Source organism: Collimonas rhizosphaerae, assembly GCF_038896935.1.
Classification (GTDB): domain Bacteria; phylum Pseudomonadota; class Gammaproteobacteria; order Burkholderiales; family Burkholderiaceae_D; genus Collimonas; species Collimonas rhizosphaerae.
Genome location: NZ_JBANDC010000008.1, coordinates 170,347 through 186,096, shown reverse-complemented (window position 1 = coordinate 186,096; position 15,750 = coordinate 170,347). Strand labels below are relative to the sequence as shown.

9 protein-coding genes are annotated in these 15,750 nt (G+C 60.8%); 5 read left to right on the top strand and 4 right to left on the bottom strand.

The features are described 5' to 3' along the window. Positions 1-85 precede the first annotated feature (85 nt). Complete coding sequence (locus V8G57_RS13470; protein ID WP_342829834.1) at positions 86-2,092, top strand: DUF3300 domain-containing protein; 2,007 nt, start codon at positions 86-88, stop codon at positions 2,090-2,092. A gap of 125 nt (positions 2,093-2,217) precedes the next feature. Here the strand turns inward: V8G57_RS13470 and putA are convergent, their stop codons facing one another. Next, positions 2,218-5,898, bottom strand: a complete 3,681-nt coding sequence (gene putA / locus V8G57_RS13465) for a trifunctional transcriptional regulator/proline dehydrogenase/L-glutamate gamma-semialdehyde dehydrogenase (protein WP_342829905.1) — start codon at positions 5,896-5,898, stop codon at positions 2,218-2,220. Positions 5,899-6,148: 250 nt separating this feature from the next. On the opposite strand from putA, the gene V8G57_RS13460 reads away from it, so the two are divergent. Continuing rightward, positions 6,149-6,607: an Lrp/AsnC ligand binding domain-containing protein gene (locus V8G57_RS13460; protein WP_014008389.1), complete on the top strand. Its 459-nt coding sequence runs from the start codon at positions 6,149-6,151 to the stop codon at positions 6,605-6,607. A gap of 277 nt (positions 6,608-6,884) precedes the next feature. Further along, entirely contained in the window at positions 6,885-8,606 is a 1,722-nt protein-coding gene (locus V8G57_RS13455) for an alkaline phosphatase family protein (RefSeq protein WP_342829833.1), read from the top strand. Between the two features lie 19 nt (positions 8,607-8,625). Here the strand turns inward: V8G57_RS13455 and gntR are convergent, their stop codons facing one another. Then, positions 8,626-9,660, bottom strand: coding sequence for an HTH-type transcriptional regulator GntR (gene gntR, locus V8G57_RS13450; protein WP_092395845.1), 1,035 nt, complete (start codon positions 9,658-9,660; stop codon positions 8,626-8,628). A gap of 363 nt (positions 9,661-10,023) precedes the next feature. Between gntR and gntK the strand changes: the two genes are divergently transcribed. Continuing rightward, positions 10,024-11,577, top strand: coding sequence for a gluconokinase (gntK, locus tag V8G57_RS13445; protein WP_342829831.1), 1,554 nt, complete (start codon positions 10,024-10,026; stop codon positions 11,575-11,577). Here gntK and V8G57_RS13440 read toward each other — a convergent pair whose 3' ends face one another. After that, entirely contained in the window at positions 11,578-12,543 is a 966-nt protein-coding gene (locus V8G57_RS13440; protein WP_092395849.1) for a LysR family transcriptional regulator, read from the bottom strand. Positions 12,544-12,933: 390 nt separating this feature from the next. Here V8G57_RS13440 and V8G57_RS13435 point away from each other — a divergent pair, with 390 nt between their 5' ends. Continuing rightward, on the top strand, positions 12,934-13,251 hold the full coding sequence (locus V8G57_RS13435; protein ID WP_342829830.1) for a hypothetical protein: 318 nt from the start codon (positions 12,934-12,936) through the stop codon (positions 13,249-13,251). 301 nt (positions 13,252-13,552) lie between these two features. Here the strand turns inward: V8G57_RS13435 and V8G57_RS13430 are convergent, their stop codons facing one another. Next, complete coding sequence (locus V8G57_RS13430) at positions 13,553-15,412, bottom strand: phosphoenolpyruvate carboxykinase (GTP) (protein ID WP_342829829.1); 1,860 nt, start codon at positions 15,410-15,412, stop codon at positions 13,553-13,555. Positions 15,413-15,750 lie beyond the last annotated feature (338 nt).

Genomic DNA, 15,750 nt, shown 5'->3' with positions numbered 1-15,750 from the left:
CAAGCGTTTGTAACCCGGTGTTGCGTAGCCAAGTTGCCGTGCTAGCGTGTAACTACCGTCCATTCCTCGTAGTCTGGAGCAAAAAATGAGCAATAATAAAAATACTTCGATGTCGCTGATGCTGAGCGTCTGCGTAGCGGTGCTGCCGCTGGCAGCCTGCGACAAAAAGCCGGACGCTGCGCCTGCCGCGGCCGCGCCGCAGGCGCCGCAAGCACAGGCGGCTCCGGCCTATGTGCCGCCAACCGCGGACCAGCTGTATCAGCTGGTCGGGCCGATCGCCCTGTTTCCCGACAAGCTGGTGGCGCAAGTACTGGCGGCATCCAGCTATCCTGACCAGATCACCGCTGCCGACAACTGGCTGGCGCAAAACAAGAACCTGAAAGGCGCCCAGCTGCAGGACGCAGCCAACCAGCAACCCTGGGACGTCAGCGTAAAAGGCTTGACGCAGTTTCCCAGCGTGCTGGACCAGATGGCGCGCAACATTCCGTGGACTTCGGCCCTTGGCGATGCGTACGTCAACGATCCGACCGATGTCATGAACGCGATCCAGGTAATGCGCCAGCGCGCCGCCAGCAGCGGCAACCTGAAGGACACCAGGCAGCAGCGGATCGCCGTACGGCCGCGCGTGCAGCCGGCTCCGCCCAGCGACTATGCACCGCCGCCCGGCGAGCCGCTGGTCTACGCCGGACCGGAAATGATCCCGCCGCCGCCGGAAACCATCGTGATCGAACCGGCCGAGCCTGACGTGGTGTACGTGCCGGCCTACAACCCCGGCGTGGTCTATGGCCAGCCGCTGCCGGTCTATCCCGGCTATGCCTATGAACCTCCTGCTCCCTATTACCCGCCTGGCGAGATAGTGACTGCCGGCGTGATTACCTTCGGCCTCGGCATTGCGGTCGGTGCGGTGATCAGCCATCACGACTGGGGCTGGAATTCCTGGGGCGTGCACTGGGGCGGCGAAGGCGGCGGCGGCAACTGGCGCGGCGATGGCGACCGCGATCATGGCTGGCACCGGCCAGCGGTTGTGTATAACAACAATACCTATGTGTCGCGCTCCACGACCATCGTCAACCGCGTGACCAACAACTACAACAACACCTACAACAACAGTACGGTGAATAACAACAACACGATCACCAACACGCGCAATAATTTTGGCGGCCCCGGCAACAACAATCCTGCCGTGGCCAACGGCGGGCGCCCCCCCGGCCAGCCGGGCGGCGGCGCGGCCAATTTCTTCAATGCGCAGCGGCCGAATCCGGCAGTGCAAGCGAATCCTGCACAGCCGCAGCCGCAAGCGCAGCAGCGTCCGAACCAGAATGCCGCGCCATTTGCCGGCAATCCGCGGCAGAATCATGGCCAGCCGGATTTCAGCCACATGAGCCGGCCCGACTTCGGCAAGGTCCCGCCGCAAGCCAACGGCGCCGTGCCTAACGCCAATCAACTGGCGCGCCCGGGATTCATCCGGCCCGCTCCAGGCCAGCCGCAGGCCGGCGAACCGGGACATCCGGCTACCGGTCAGCCGGGACAGAACCCGGTGCCGAACCAGCTACAGCAAAACGCGCAGAACCGGCATCCGGTCCAGCCGAGGAACCTGGAAGCAGAAAGCCCTGTGAACCTGCACAAGAATCCTTTCAACGGCAATGTGCCGCGACCCAACGCCAATCGCCCTGCCGCGCCGGAAGCGGCAAGACCGCAGCCGACGCCGCAGCCGCAATTCCAACCCCAGCCTCAGCCGCAAAACCTGCCCAACCGGCAGCCGGAACAGGCCCAGCACCCTGCCCAGCAGATACATCAGGAACCGAACCGGCCGGAATGGCGGCCGCAAGCACAGCAGCCACGGCCAGAGATACAGCAGCCAAGGCCGCAACCTCAGCCGCAGGCACAGCAACCACGGCCAGAGGCACAGCAGCCACGGCCACAGCCACCACAACCACAGGTGCAGCAACCGCGACCGCAGCCTCAGCCGCAAATGCAGCAGCCACGGCCACAACCGCCGCAACCGCAGGCCCAGCATCCGCCTCAGCAAAATCACGAGCAGCCTCATCCCAACAATGTCCATCCGCAAAAAAAGGATGACGAACATAAATGAGTGCATCGCAAAAATGCCGTTAGGGCGAGCCGCGGCAAGCATCACGGCGCAATAAAAAAGGCTGGCTGAACACAGGGTTCAGCCAGCCTTTTCATTTACGGCGGACGCTGTCGGGTTTGCTGTGCCTAAGCTTGCAAGGTCATCAGGCTGGCGTTGCCGCCGGCGGCCGTGGTGTTGACGCAAACCGCACGTTCGGCCAGCAGGCGCCACAGGGGAATCGAAGCGTATTCCGACGTTTCCAGCAAAGGCACCAGTGCCCCGCTTTGTTCTCCGAGCGCAGTCAGCAAAGGACGCAGGCGCGCTGTGCCGGCGCCGTCGACCAGGGCCAGCTGCAAACGCGTGGCGTGGTCGTTGCCGGCAAGCTGGTCGACCACGCGGATCGCGGCGCGCACCGCGCGCGGCAAACCTTCCGGAATCATGGCGGACGCACTGGCTTCCACCACCGGCAGGTTGCCGGTAGCGAACACCGCCGCCAGCTGGTTCAGCATGGCGCCGACGTTATCCGCGCTGCACAGGATCGCGCCGCGCGGCGCAAACGACAGGCTGTTGCGTTCGCCGGTCGGACCCGGCAGCACCAGCGAAGTGCCGAGCCAGCTGGCGTGCATGTATTCCTCGCCCAGCGCCGCGATGCGTTGATGGCCATGCGTCCTGGCCCAGCTCAGCAAGGCTTGCAGCACCGGGGTGGCGTTCGCAGCTTCCGGATTCGGCGCATGGATCGTGTGCGCTCCCAGCGACACCGCGGGATTGCGCTGCAGGCGTTTCAGGTACAAAGGTCCGCCGGCTTTCGGCCCTGTGCCGGATTTTCCTTCGCCGCCAAACGGCTGCACGCCGACCACCGCGCCAACGATATTGCGATTGACATAGATATTGCCGACATGAGCGTGAGCGACGATGAAATCGATGGTTTCGTCGATGCGCGAGTGGATGCCCAGGGTCAGGCCGTAACCGCTGCCGTTGATGGCGTCGATCAGTTGCGGCAGCTCATTGCGCGCATAACGCAGCACGTGCAGCACCGGGCCGAATACCTCGCGTTTCAGCTCCGACATGGAACCGATTTCGATCAGCGTCGGGGCAACGAAGGTGCCGTTGCTTTGCTCGGCCGGCAGCGGCAGCTGGTAGAAATCTTTCGCCGTGGCGCGCATCTTTTCAATATGCGCCAGCAGCTGCCCTTGTGCATCGGCGTCGATCACCGGACCGATGTCGGTAGCCAGGCGGTCCGGATTGCCGATCCGCAGTTCCTGCATCGCGCCCTTCAGCATATGCAGGGTGCGGTCGGCGATATCATTTTGCAGGCACAGCACGCGCAAGGCGGAACAGCGCTGGCCGGCGCTGTCGAAGGCGGAATTCAGCACGTCTTGCACCACTTGTTCCGGCAGCGCGCTGGAATCGACGATCAGGGCATTCTGGCCGCCGGTTTCAGCGATCAGCGGCAAGTCCACCGACTCTGCCAGCGAACGCTTGGCCAAGGTGCGGTTGATGATCTGCGCGACCTCGGTCGAACCGGTGAAGATCACGCCCTTGACGCGCGCATCGGCGGTCAGCGCAGCGCCGACGGTCTCGCCCTGGCCCGGCAGGAATTGCAATGCTGCCTGCGGCACGCCGGCCTCGTGCAGCAATTGCACCGCGCGCGCTGCGATCAGCGGCGTCTGCTCCGCCGGCTTCGCCAGCACCACGTTGCCGGCGGCCAGCGCAGCGCTGACCTCGCCGATGAAAATCGCCAGCGGGAAATTCCACGGGCTGATGCATACCACCGGCCCCAGCGCCAAGGCATTCTGGACATGCCGTACCTGCGCTGCGTAGTAGCGCAGGAAATCGACCGCTTCGCGCACTTCGGCGATGGCGTTCGGCAATGACTTCCCTGCTTCGCGGATTGCCAGTGCGATCAGTTCCAGCTGATGGACTTCAAACAGGGCTGCGGCGCGTTCCAGCTTGTCGGCGCGCTCCGCCGGCGGCAGGGTTTGCCAGTCCATGGCGTAGACGCTGGCGGCATGCAAGGCTTTGTCGACATCGGCCACGCTGGCTTCGACGACACTGCCCACCACGTCGCGCTGGTCGGCCGGATTCAATACCGGACGCGGGGCCTGGCTGTAGGTTTGCGGTTCGGCGAGCATTGGCGTTGCGTGCCACTGCTGCTTGCCGAATACGCTGAAGGCGTTGTCGATCTCGCGCAGTACTTCCTCGTTGCTCAAGTCAAGGCCAGCCGAATTCTTGCGCTCCGCGCCGTACATGGCTGGCGGCAGGGCAATCTGCGGATGCGGCTCGCCGCCGAGCTGTTGCGCGGCTTGCAGCGGATCGGCGATGAGTGAATCGATGGTCACGCTCTCATCGACGATCTGGTTCACGAACGAAGAATTGGCGCCGTTTTCCAGCAGGCGCCGCACCAGGTAAGCCAGCAGCGTCTGGTGCGAACCGACCGGCGCATAGATCCTGCAAGGCTTGTCCAGCATGTCCTTGCCGACCACCTGGTCGTACAGGGTTTCGCCCATGCCGTGCAGGCACTGGAATTCATAATCGGTGATGTTTTTTTCTTGCGCCCAGCTATAGATGGTCGCCAACGTATGCGCGTTATGCGTGGCGAACTGCGGATAGATGACATCGGTGGACGCCAGCAGTTTCTGGGCGCAGGTCAGGTAGGAAACGTCGGTATACACCTTGCGCGTATAGACCGGGAAGCCAGGCAGGCCGTCGACTTGCGCGCGCTTGATTTCGGAATCCCAATACGCGCCCTTGACCAGCCGCACCATGAACTTGCGGCCGCTGCGGCGCGCCAGGTCGACCAGGTAGTCGATCACGAAAGGACAGCGTTTCTGGTAGCCCTGCACCACAAAACCGATGCCCTCGAAGCCGGCCAGGTCGGCGTCGAACGCCAGCGCTTCCATCAGGTCCAGCGACAGTTCCAGGCGATCGGCTTCTTCGGCGTCGATGTTGAGGCCGATGTCGTATTGCTTGGCCAGCAGCAGCAGCTGTTTCAGGCGCGGCAGCAACTCTTCCATGGTGCGCTGGCGTTGCGCGCGCGAATAACGCGGGTGCAGCGCTGACAGCTTGACCGAGATGCCCGGCCCTTGCTTGATGCCGCGGCCGTTCGATGCCTTGCCGATGGCATGGATGGCGTCTTCATACGAGCGGTAATAGGCGGCCGCATCTTCTTCGGTTAACGCCGCTTCGCCCAGCATGTCGTAGGAATAGCGATAGCCGCGTTTTTCATTGTCGCGGCTGTTGCTGAGCGCTTCGGCGATGGTCTGGCCGGTGACGAACTGGTTGCCCAGCATGCGCATGGCGACATCGACGCCCTTGCGGATCAGCGGCTCGCCGCCGCGCCCGATCAGCTTGGTGAGCGCCGAACCCAGTCCGCGTTCGCTGTTGGTGGCGACCAGCTTGCCGGTGATCAGCAAACCCCAGGTAGCGGCATTGACGAACAGCGACGGCGATTCGCCCAGGTGGCTGCCCCAGTCGCCCTTGCTGATCTTGTCGGCGATCAGGCGGTCGGCGGTCTGGTGATCCGGGATGCGCAACAGCGCCTCGGCCAGGCACATCAGCGCTACGCCTTCTTCCGACGACAGCGAAAATTCATGCATCAAGGCATCGACGCCGGAGGCGCGCGTGCGTTTTTCGCGCACCGCCTGCACCAGCTTGCGCGCCAGCGCCTGGCTGGCGGCATGCGAGCCGGCGCTGGTCTGCACCTGCGCCAGCAGCCATTGCACGGCCAGGATTTCATCGCGCCGGTAAGCGGCGGTGATGGCGGCGCGCAATGGCGTTGGGCCGGTCATGACTTCCTGGTGGAAGACGGTAAATGCGGGGCTGAACATGGCGGGAGAAGTAGTGTCGGGCTGGGATGACGGCTGTAGCGGCGGCATGGCGGTTGTCTCGGTGAGGATATTGGTTTTGTTAATTTCCGGAGAACATTATTCACGACGACGTGTTTAATTGTTCAGGAAAGTGAAGTTGTTCGATTGTAGGCGGCATCGGCATGGATTAATTCTGGTAATAATGGCCGCTATCAAAATTTTGTTATTGGTGAGAAAATTTAACCGAATAAAATTTTTCGGAAGATAGTGCATGCTTGACAAGATTAGTAAGAAAATCCTGGCCGAACTGCAGAACGATGGTCGTATCAGCAATGTCGATCTGTCTGCTCGCGTCAACTTGTCACCCGCCGCTTGCCTGGAGCGCGTGCGCAAACTGCAGGAAGCCGGTTATATCCTGCATTACACCGCCCAGCTCAATCCGCAGCTGCTGGACGTCGCCCTGCTGGTGTTTATCGAAGTGGTGCTGGACCGCACCACGCCGGAAGTTTTCGAGGCGTTCAGCCAGAGCGTGCAGATCATCCCCGAGGTGCTGGAGTGCCACATGGTGGCCGGCGGTTTCGATTACCTGGTCAAGGCGCGCGTCAAGGACATGAACGCCTACCGCGAGTTTCTCGGCAAGTCGCTGCTGCAGCTCAAGGGCGTGCGCGAGACGCACACTTACGCGGTGATGGAAGAGGTCAAGCACACTACAAAGCTGCCGATTCGCTAAGAATCGGCCCAGGCCGCCAGCGCTCGCCGCATGGTTCCTGCCTGCTGGAATAAAGGAAGCAGAGTTGAATTTTCCCCGGTGGATATTTGACTCTGCTTCTTTTTTTTACGGCCCTTTTTTATTCCAAAAACACATCTGCGGCACGGCTGCATGCGCCTTTGACAAGCATTCAAAAATATTGCCGCACGTAATTGTCTGGTCACATACGAGGCTTATGCTTGACGTCGAGTTTCTTCATTCCAGTTTTTTTCACTATCCTCCCTATAGGAAAATAACTATGCAAACCTCGAAAAAAATCACCTTGGCGCTGATGCTTTCTTTCTTCGCAAGTGCGGCGACGTTGAGCCATGCCGACGAAACGGATGCTAAAAAACAGCCGGCCAAGCATGTCCTGCTTATTTCAGTCGACGGCATGCACCAAGCCGACCTTGACTGGTTTGTTACCGCGTATCCGCAATCCACCCTCGCGCGCATGGTGCGTGAAGGCGCCAGCTATACCAACGCCAGAACCCCCTTCCCTTCGGATTCATTTCCAGGCATGGTCGGCCAGCTCACTGGCGGCAATCCAAAAACCACGGGTATCTATTACGATGACGCCTACAGCCGAGGGCTGCTGCCTGCGGGAACAACCAGCTGCGCGGGAGCGAAACCGGGGGCGGAAGTTTACTACGCGGAAGTCAGCGCAAAGGACATGAACCGCTTGGACAGCGGCCAGCAGATTCCCGGTTTGTATTCCGACTTCACAAAAATATCTCAGCTGACTGGCCATGCACAAGATTTGCTGGATCCGAAAACATTGCCGGTAGATCCCAAAACATGTTTGCCGGTGTATCCGCATCAGTATCTTCAAGTGAACACGATTTTTGAAGTAGCGAAGCAGCATCATTTGCGTACAGCATGGTCGGACAAGCACGCAGCATACGACATTCTCAATGGCCCGTCCGGCAAGGGAATCGATGACTTGTTTGCACCTGAAATCAACAGTTCAGTCACCGATCCGTCGGCACCCGCCGGTCCCGGCGACGACTGGACCAAGGACAACACCAATACCCAAAAATACGATGCCTTCAAAGTTAAGGCCGTCGTGAATTGGGCCAAGGGCTTGGATCACGCCGGCAATAACTCGCTGGGCGTTCCCGCCATTTTCGGCATGAACTTCCAGGCTGTCTCCACCGCGCAGAAACTCAACAAGTCGAACTACTACATCGACCCGGAAAACCCCAGCACCATCATGACCAACGGCCTGGGTGGCTACACCTTGAATGGCGCGGTGCCAGGGCCGGTATTGCAAAGCGCATTGACTTTTGTGGACGGCCAGCTCAAGGCCATGGTCAGCGCGCTTGATCTCAGCAAAACGGTGGTGGTGCTCTCCGCAAAACATGGCCAGTCGCCACAAAACCGCGCGGCGCTTACGATCATCCATGACGGCGACATGATTGACGCATTGAACTGCGCTTGGGAAAACAATAGTGCAGGCTGCAAAGATCCCGCCCAAACCCATCTGGTTGCCCATGCAATCGATGACGACGGCATCCTGATGTGGCTCACCGACCGCTCGGTTAAAGCAACGCGCTTTGCGAAGAAATTCCTGCTTGCTTATTCGGGCAACGGCATCGGCTCGGACGCTTTTGGCAACAGCACCCCCAAGCCATTTACGCAAGCTGGCGTCACAAGAATCTATGCGGGAGAAGAGGCGGAAGATTTATTCGGCGCCAGGCGTGGCGATGAACGTGTTCCCGATGTAGTCGGTATCGCGCAGCAAGGAGTCGTCTGGGCCGGCGGCAAGCTGTCCAAGATCGCCGAACACGGCGGCAACGCGCATCAGGATAGGCATGTGCCTATCGTGGTATGGGGGGCCGGCATCGCCCACCAATCGAATGACGATCATGTCGAGACTACGCAGATCGCCCCGACAATCCTGTCATTGCTGGCGCTGGATCCGAAGGAATTGCGGGCTGTGCAAATTGAGCGTACCAAGGCTTTGCCGGATCTGCATTGATCGGAGTCCTGTTTGCTGCTCAGGTGCTGCTGCGTATCGCCAGCTTGAAGCCGAGGTCGACGCTGGTTGTTTCCAGCGGTTCGTGCCTGAGCAGCTTGATCAGTAACTGGGCTGCGGTAAAGCCGATGTCGTAACGCGGCGTGACTATCGTGGTGATGCCCGGATTGGCGAACGCTGACCACGGCAAATCGTTGAACCCTGCGATCGCCATCTGGCCCGGCACCGACAGGCCGCGCCGCTGGCACTCGAACAAGACCCCCAGCGCCAAATCATCGTTACAGCAAAACACGGCATCGCAAGCCGGCGCCTGCTGCAGGATCTGGCCCAGCATCTTGGTGCCGAGTTCTACCGTCGACGGCACCGGCGTCAACACTTCCACCTCAGGGTTCATGCCTGCTTCCGACAATGCCTTGCGAAAGCCGTGCCGGCGTTTCATCATGCGCGGATCGAGCTGGGCGCCGAGAAAGCCGGGCTGGCGGTAGCCGCGCGCGATCAGGTGGCGGGCGATGCTGTAACCCGCTTCTTCATGCGAAAAACCAACCGTGACCTCGCTGTTTCCGGGATTCAGGTCGAACATGCGCACGGCCGGCACATTGTGCGTTGCCAGCTGTTCGCGCAGCGCATCCTGCTGTTCTATGCCGCTCAGCAAAAAGCCGTCCGGCGCATGCGCCAGGTACGTGCTGATCAGCTGGCTTTCCTTGTCCGGCGAATAGCTGCTTTCGCCGATCAGGAATTTGTAGCCGTGCTGGTTCAGGCTGTCGCGGATGCCGGTCAGCGTATCCACGAACACCGAGTTGCTGAGCGATGGCACGATCACGCCGATCACTTGCGATTTGGCCGAGGCCAGCGTGCTGGCGGCCTGGTTCGGCACATAACCGAGCTGCTTGATCGCCGCTGCAATCCGGTCGCGCGCTTCCAGCTGCACCAGCGCGGGGGTTTTCAGGGCGCGCGACACAGTCATCGGGCTGACCCGCGCCAGGCGCGCAACGTCGACGATGGTTACCCTGCCGCTGGCGCGGCTATGGCGTTGTGGCTTGAGTTCCGGGCTGGTCATGGTAACGATGGCATTTTATGGGTTCTTTGCATTTAGCTCGCTGTTGCAGCCTGTTCATTATTCCGCCTGGTCCTAAAGATATGTGACTGGCAATGGAATCTTGTTCATTTGGCTAGCGCGACCAATGTTACACGCAAGCCATGCCGTATTGTTATAGTTTCCTTGGAGTAAGGATACTAGCAGTCTGCAATATCACTTTCCGTTGCGTCAAGAGATGCGATGTTAGCGCTAACATCTGGTGTATTATTGCAGCCACTCGCCGCCGCCGGCAAGTACTACAATGAAGCGGGCGCGGCGGACGGCTGTCCAGGCAGGATAGCTGCCCATTACCAGTCGCTTACTCATTTCATCACGAGGTAGTTCATGCAACACCAGCCAGAATACATGCTCGGCGTAGATATCGGCACCACCAGCACCAAGGCGGTGCTGTTCACCACCGAGGGACAAGTGGTGGCGCAGCACGCGGTGGAATATCCCCTGCTGTGCACCACGCCGGGCATGGCCGAGCAAGATCCGCTGCAGATTTACGAAGCCGTGCTGAGCGCTATCAGCAACGCCGTCGGCAACAGCCATGTCGAGTCCGCGCAGATTGCGCTGGTGTCCTTCAGCGCCGCCATGCATAGCGTGATTGCAGTCGGCCCGGACGGCGAATTGCTGAGCAACAGCATTACCTGGGGCGACAACCGCGCCGGCGCATGGGCCAACCGCATCCGCGACGAACTGGGCGGCCATGAAATCTACCTGCGCACCGGCACGCCTATCCACCCGATGTCGCCGCTGTGCAAGATCATGTGGCTGCGCCACGACCAGCCGCAGTTGTTTGCGCGCACCGCGCGGTTTGTCGGCATGAAGGAATATGTGCTGTACCGCCTGTTCGGCGAATGGCTGGTCGACCATTCGATCGCCTCCGCCACCGGCATGTTCAACCTGCAGCAGCTGGACTGGGACCAGGGTGCGCTGGAACTGCTGGGCATCGGCCCGCAGCAATTGTCGAAACTGGTGCCGACCACCCATTACCTGAGCGGCCTGGCGCCGGCCATGGCGCAGCAGCTGGGCTTGTCGCCGGCGACGCCGTTCGTGATCGGCGCCAACGATGGCGTGCTGTCCAATCTCGGCGTCAACGCCATCGGCCCTGGCCAGGTGGCCGTCACCATCGGCACCTCGGGAGCGATGCGGACCGTGATCGACAAGCCGCTGACCGATCCCTCCGGCCGCACCTTCTGTTATGCCCTGACCGCCAAGCATTGGGTGGTCGGCGGCCCCACCAACAACGGCGGCAGCATTTTCCACTGGGTACGCAATGAGCTGGCCACCGCCGAATCGGCCGCCGCCAAGGCCGCCGGACTCGATCCTTACGATGCGTTGACCAAGATCGCCGAGGGTGTCAGCGCCGGCGCCGAAGGATTGCTGTTCCATCCCTACCTGGCGGGCGAACGGGCGCCGCTGTGGAACGCCGATGCGCGCGGCTCCTATTTCGGCCTGGCCACGCACCACGGCAAGCCGCACATGATCCGGGCCGCGCTGGAAGGCGTGATTTTCAGCCTGTACAGCATTTTGCCGGCGGTCGAGGGCCTGATCGGGCCGACCACCCACATGATGGCGACCGGCGGCTTTGCCCGTTCGGCGCTGTGGCGGCAAATGATGGCGGATATTTTCGAGCGTGAAGTGGTGGTGCCGGAAAGCGTCGAATCGTCCTGCCTCGGCGCCGCCGTGCTGGGCCTGTACGCGCTGGGCAAGGTCGATTCGCTGGATGTCATCGGCGCCATGGTCGGTTCTACCCACCGCCATGTGCCGATTGCGGAAAACGTCGCGCTATACCGCCGTCTGTGGCCGATCTATGCGGCTATTCCCAAACTGCTGGAGCAGCAGTACCGGCAGCTGTCGCAGTTCCAGCGCGAGACTGCCGCCCGCGATTGATCAGTCTTCGTCTTCGGGATCGATCAGGCTGAATTTCTCGTGCGCGGTTTCGCTCAGGTGGCCGCGCAGCCATTTATGCGCCGGATTGCGCGCATCCCGTTCGTGCCACAGCATGTCGACGTGCACCGCCGGCGTCGGGAACGGCAGTTCGCGCGCCACCAGGACATCGGTCATGCCGGTCGCGCCGATCAAGTGGCGCGGCAAGACCGTCAGCAAATCGGAACTGGCGACCACCCGGCCGGCGGTGAAGAACTGGTTGACGGTCAGCAGGATGCGCCGCTCGCGCCCCATCGCCGCCAGGGTTTCATCGATCAAGCCATGCGCCCGGCCGGAAAAACTGACCAGCAGGTGATGCGAGGCGCAGTAATTGTCCAGGGTCAGCACCTGGCTGGCCAGCGGATGGTCCTTGTGCATCACGCACACGTATTCGCCGGTGTACAGCCGTTCGTGGTGGATCGGCGAGGCGCTGGTAGTCTGGCCGCCGGCCAGCTGCGCCGCGACGCCGGGGAAAAAGCCGACCGCCAGGTCGACGTCGCCGCGCAACAGCATCTGGCGCGGATCGCGGGTGGTCAGCGGCACCATGCGGATATTCATTTGCGGCGCATTGCGCTCGATGGTGCGCACCAGCGCCGGCAGCCACAGCGCCGCGGTGGCGTCGGCCATCGCCATCTGGAAAGTAGTGTGGGCGCGCGAGACATCGAAAGTTTCCGGCGTGATCGCGGTTTCCAGGTCGGTCAGCGCGCGCCTGACCACCGGCCACAATTCTTCGGCATGCTGGGTCGGCTTGACGCCATGCGCGGTACGGATCAGCAGCTCGTCGTTGAGGGTGTCGCGCAGGCGTTTCAAGGCATTCGACACCGCCGGCTGGGTCATTGCCAGCCGGCTGGCGGCGCGCGTCAGGTTCTGCTCGGTCATGACGGCGTCGAAGACACGCAGCAGGTTCAGGTCAAGCGTCAGGAAGCTCATGGTTGGATCTATCGTTAATTATTTTTAATGGAATATTGCGCCGGCAAATTTAGCTGAAAGCAACATTCACAGATTCTATAACTGTTATATGAAAGCGCAATGACAGATTTCAAGTGGCGTGAAAATATTGCGCCACAACATAAAACGCATATCAATCTGAATTATGTCTTAGATGCGCAACTATTGCCGAGTCGAAACTACGCCAGGCCGCCCGATGCCCGCCGTGCTTTATCTTACACATAATGCATTAACGACGACATGGAAGACATTCTTCAGCCGCATCAGGACATTATTCGTCGAACACATAACTGATATCCAAAATCAGAATTGGATAGCACGCTAAGTAGTGAATATACTGCAATGCAACATCACCATGAAAGAGTCGTTGCAATGTCTTTATTCGCTTTTGCCCTGCCAGCTGAAATCGCCTTGTTCGACGCATCGGCCGTGCTTGCTGCCGCTGCCGCCGCACTGCGGCCATTGCTGGGCCTGGGAGCGCTGGCGACCTTGATGGTGTATTTCAAACCGCTTTGGATGGGGATCTTGCGCGCAGCATTGATGCTGATCAAGCCGCGCAAATCGCTGGAGCAGCGGATTGCCCGCAGCAAGTTCAAAGGGCAGCAACTGATACGCCGCATGGCTAACGACCATGCCTCCAGCCAGCCTAGCCTGGCGGCGGAGCTGCGCTTGCTGGCCGGCCGCGACTGATTACGCGCTTGACGACAATTAACCACGAGGAGTTTGCCATGCACCAATACATTTACCATGACGAAGACGGCTTCCCGACTTTCGCAGTGCTGCAATGGCTGCGTGCCGTGGCCACGCGTGTTCTGGCCTGGATGGGTTTGAACGGCCTGTAACAGCTGTCATCTGAATTTCTGACGTCTCCTCTTTCCTGCGATGGAAGGATTCACCCCGCCGGCCTAGCGCCGGCGGGGATTTTTTTTGCCCGCACATAAAAAAACGCCCGCAAGCAGCGGGCGTTCTGTTTTGCGATGCAAGCCGGGCCTTACTCTGCCAGCTGCTTCTCCAGCGCCAGCCTGACCTCGGCCAGCTGCTTCGGCAAACGATGTTTCAGCTTGTCGAACAGTTCCGTATGCAGCGCGGTTTCCGCTTTCCAGGCAGCCTTGTCGATCGCGGTGATGCGCTCGAACTGTTCTTCGCTGAACGCCAGCCCTTCCCAGTTCAGGTCGGCGTAACGCGGCGTCACGCCGAACAGGTGCTCGACGCCGCCCTGCTTGCCGTCGAGCCGGTCCAGCATCCAGTTCAGCACGCGCATGTTGTCGCCAAAGCCCGGCCAGACGAACTTGCCGTCGGCGCCGGTGCGGAACCAGTTGACGCAGAAGATCTTCGGCAATTCGGCAGCGCCTTGCTGCGCCAGCTTCTCGCCCAATGTCAGCCAGTGCTGGAAATAGTCGCTCATGTTGTAGCCGATGAACGGCAGCATGGCGAACGGATCGCGCCGCACCACGCCTTGCTGGCCGGCCGCGGCCGCAGTGGTTTCCGAACCCATGGTGGCTGCCATGTACACGCCTTCCACCCAGTTGCGGGCTTCGGTTACCAGCGGCACGGTGGTGGAGCGGCGGCCGCCGAAAATGAAGGCAGAGATCGGCACGCCGGCCGGATCGTCCCAGGCGGCGTCGATGACCGGATTCTGGGTTGCGGCTACGGTGAAACGCGCATTCGGGTGGGCTGCCTTGGCGCCGGTTTCCTTGGCGATGGCCGGCGTCCAGTCCTTGCCCTGCCAGTCGATCAGGTGCTCAGGCGCCGTGCTGCTCATGCCTTCCCACCAGACATCGCCGTCGTCGGTCAGGGCGACGTTGGTGAAGATGGTGTTTTCGCGCAGCGAAGCCATGCAGTTGTAGTTGGTCTTGTCGTTGGTGCCGGGAGCGACGCCGAAATAGCCGGCTTCCGGATTGATGGCGTACAGGCGGCCGTCGGCGCCCGGCTTGATCCAGGCGATGTCGTCGCCGATGGTGGTCACTTTCCAGCCCTCGAAACCTGCAGGCGGGATCAGCATGGCGAAATTGGTCTTGCCGCAAGCGGACGGGAAAGCCGCCGCAACATAGTGTTTCTTGCCTGCCGGCGATTCGACGCCGAGGATCAGCATGTGTTCCGCCAGCCAGCCCTGGTCGCGGCCCATGGTCGAGGCAATGCGCAGCGCGAAGCATTTCTTGCCGAGCAGTGCGTTGCCGCCGTAACCCGAACCGTAAGACCAGATTTCACGGGTTTCCGGATAGTGGACGATGTATTTGGTCGGATTGCAAGGCCAGGCCACGTCTTTCTGGCCGGCCGCCAGCGGTGCGCCGACGCTGTGCACGCAAGGCACGAACTCGCCGTCGCTGCCCAGCACGTCGTACACGGCCTTGCCCATGCGGGTCATGATGCGCATGTTGACGGCGACGTACGGCGAATCGGACAGTTCAACGCCGATGTGGGCGATCGGCGAACCCAGCGGCCCCATCGAAAACGGCACCACATACATGGTGCGGCCTTGCATGCAGCCGTCGAACAGGTCGTGCAGCGTCTTGCGCATTTCGGCCGGATCGGTCCAGTTGTTGGTCGGGCCGGCGTCTTCTTCTTTTGCCGAGCAGATGAAAGTGCGGTCTTCGACGCGCGCCACATCCGACGGATTGGAGCAAGCCAGGTAGCTGTTCGGGCGTTTTTCCTGGTTCAGTTTTTTCATGGTGCCGGCCGCCACCATGCCGCTGCACAGGCGATCGTATTCGGCCTGCGAGCCGTCGCACCAGTAGATGCGGTCAGGCTTGGCCAGGGCGGCGACTTCAGCCACCCAGTTGATCAGTTTCTGCTGCTTGACGTATGCCGGGGCGTTGATTGCAGCAATGCCGCCCATAAGGGGTTGATTCATGAAAACTACCTCCAATACCAATAAAGAAATCTGCGTCTGGCCTTCCTTTGCCAGCGGCCTGCGCCTGCCTGGCGCGCCGTGTCGGTCGGCTGAATTCTGGTGCGTTTGCTGCGGGCTCTTTGCGCATCGCCGCGGGCAGCAAAAAATGAAATAATGGGCCGGGATTTACTGTCGGCTACAAATCTACAGGCATCGTGCGGGTTTTACTGCGGCGTAGGCCGCACACCATGGTCGATACTGCTTGTCCGGTCCGGCAAACGGCATTTTTCCTGGAAAAAGTGGGCCGATTGTACACCCGATTTGTAGTGAAAATGACCAACTATTGTAGTAAGGTATTT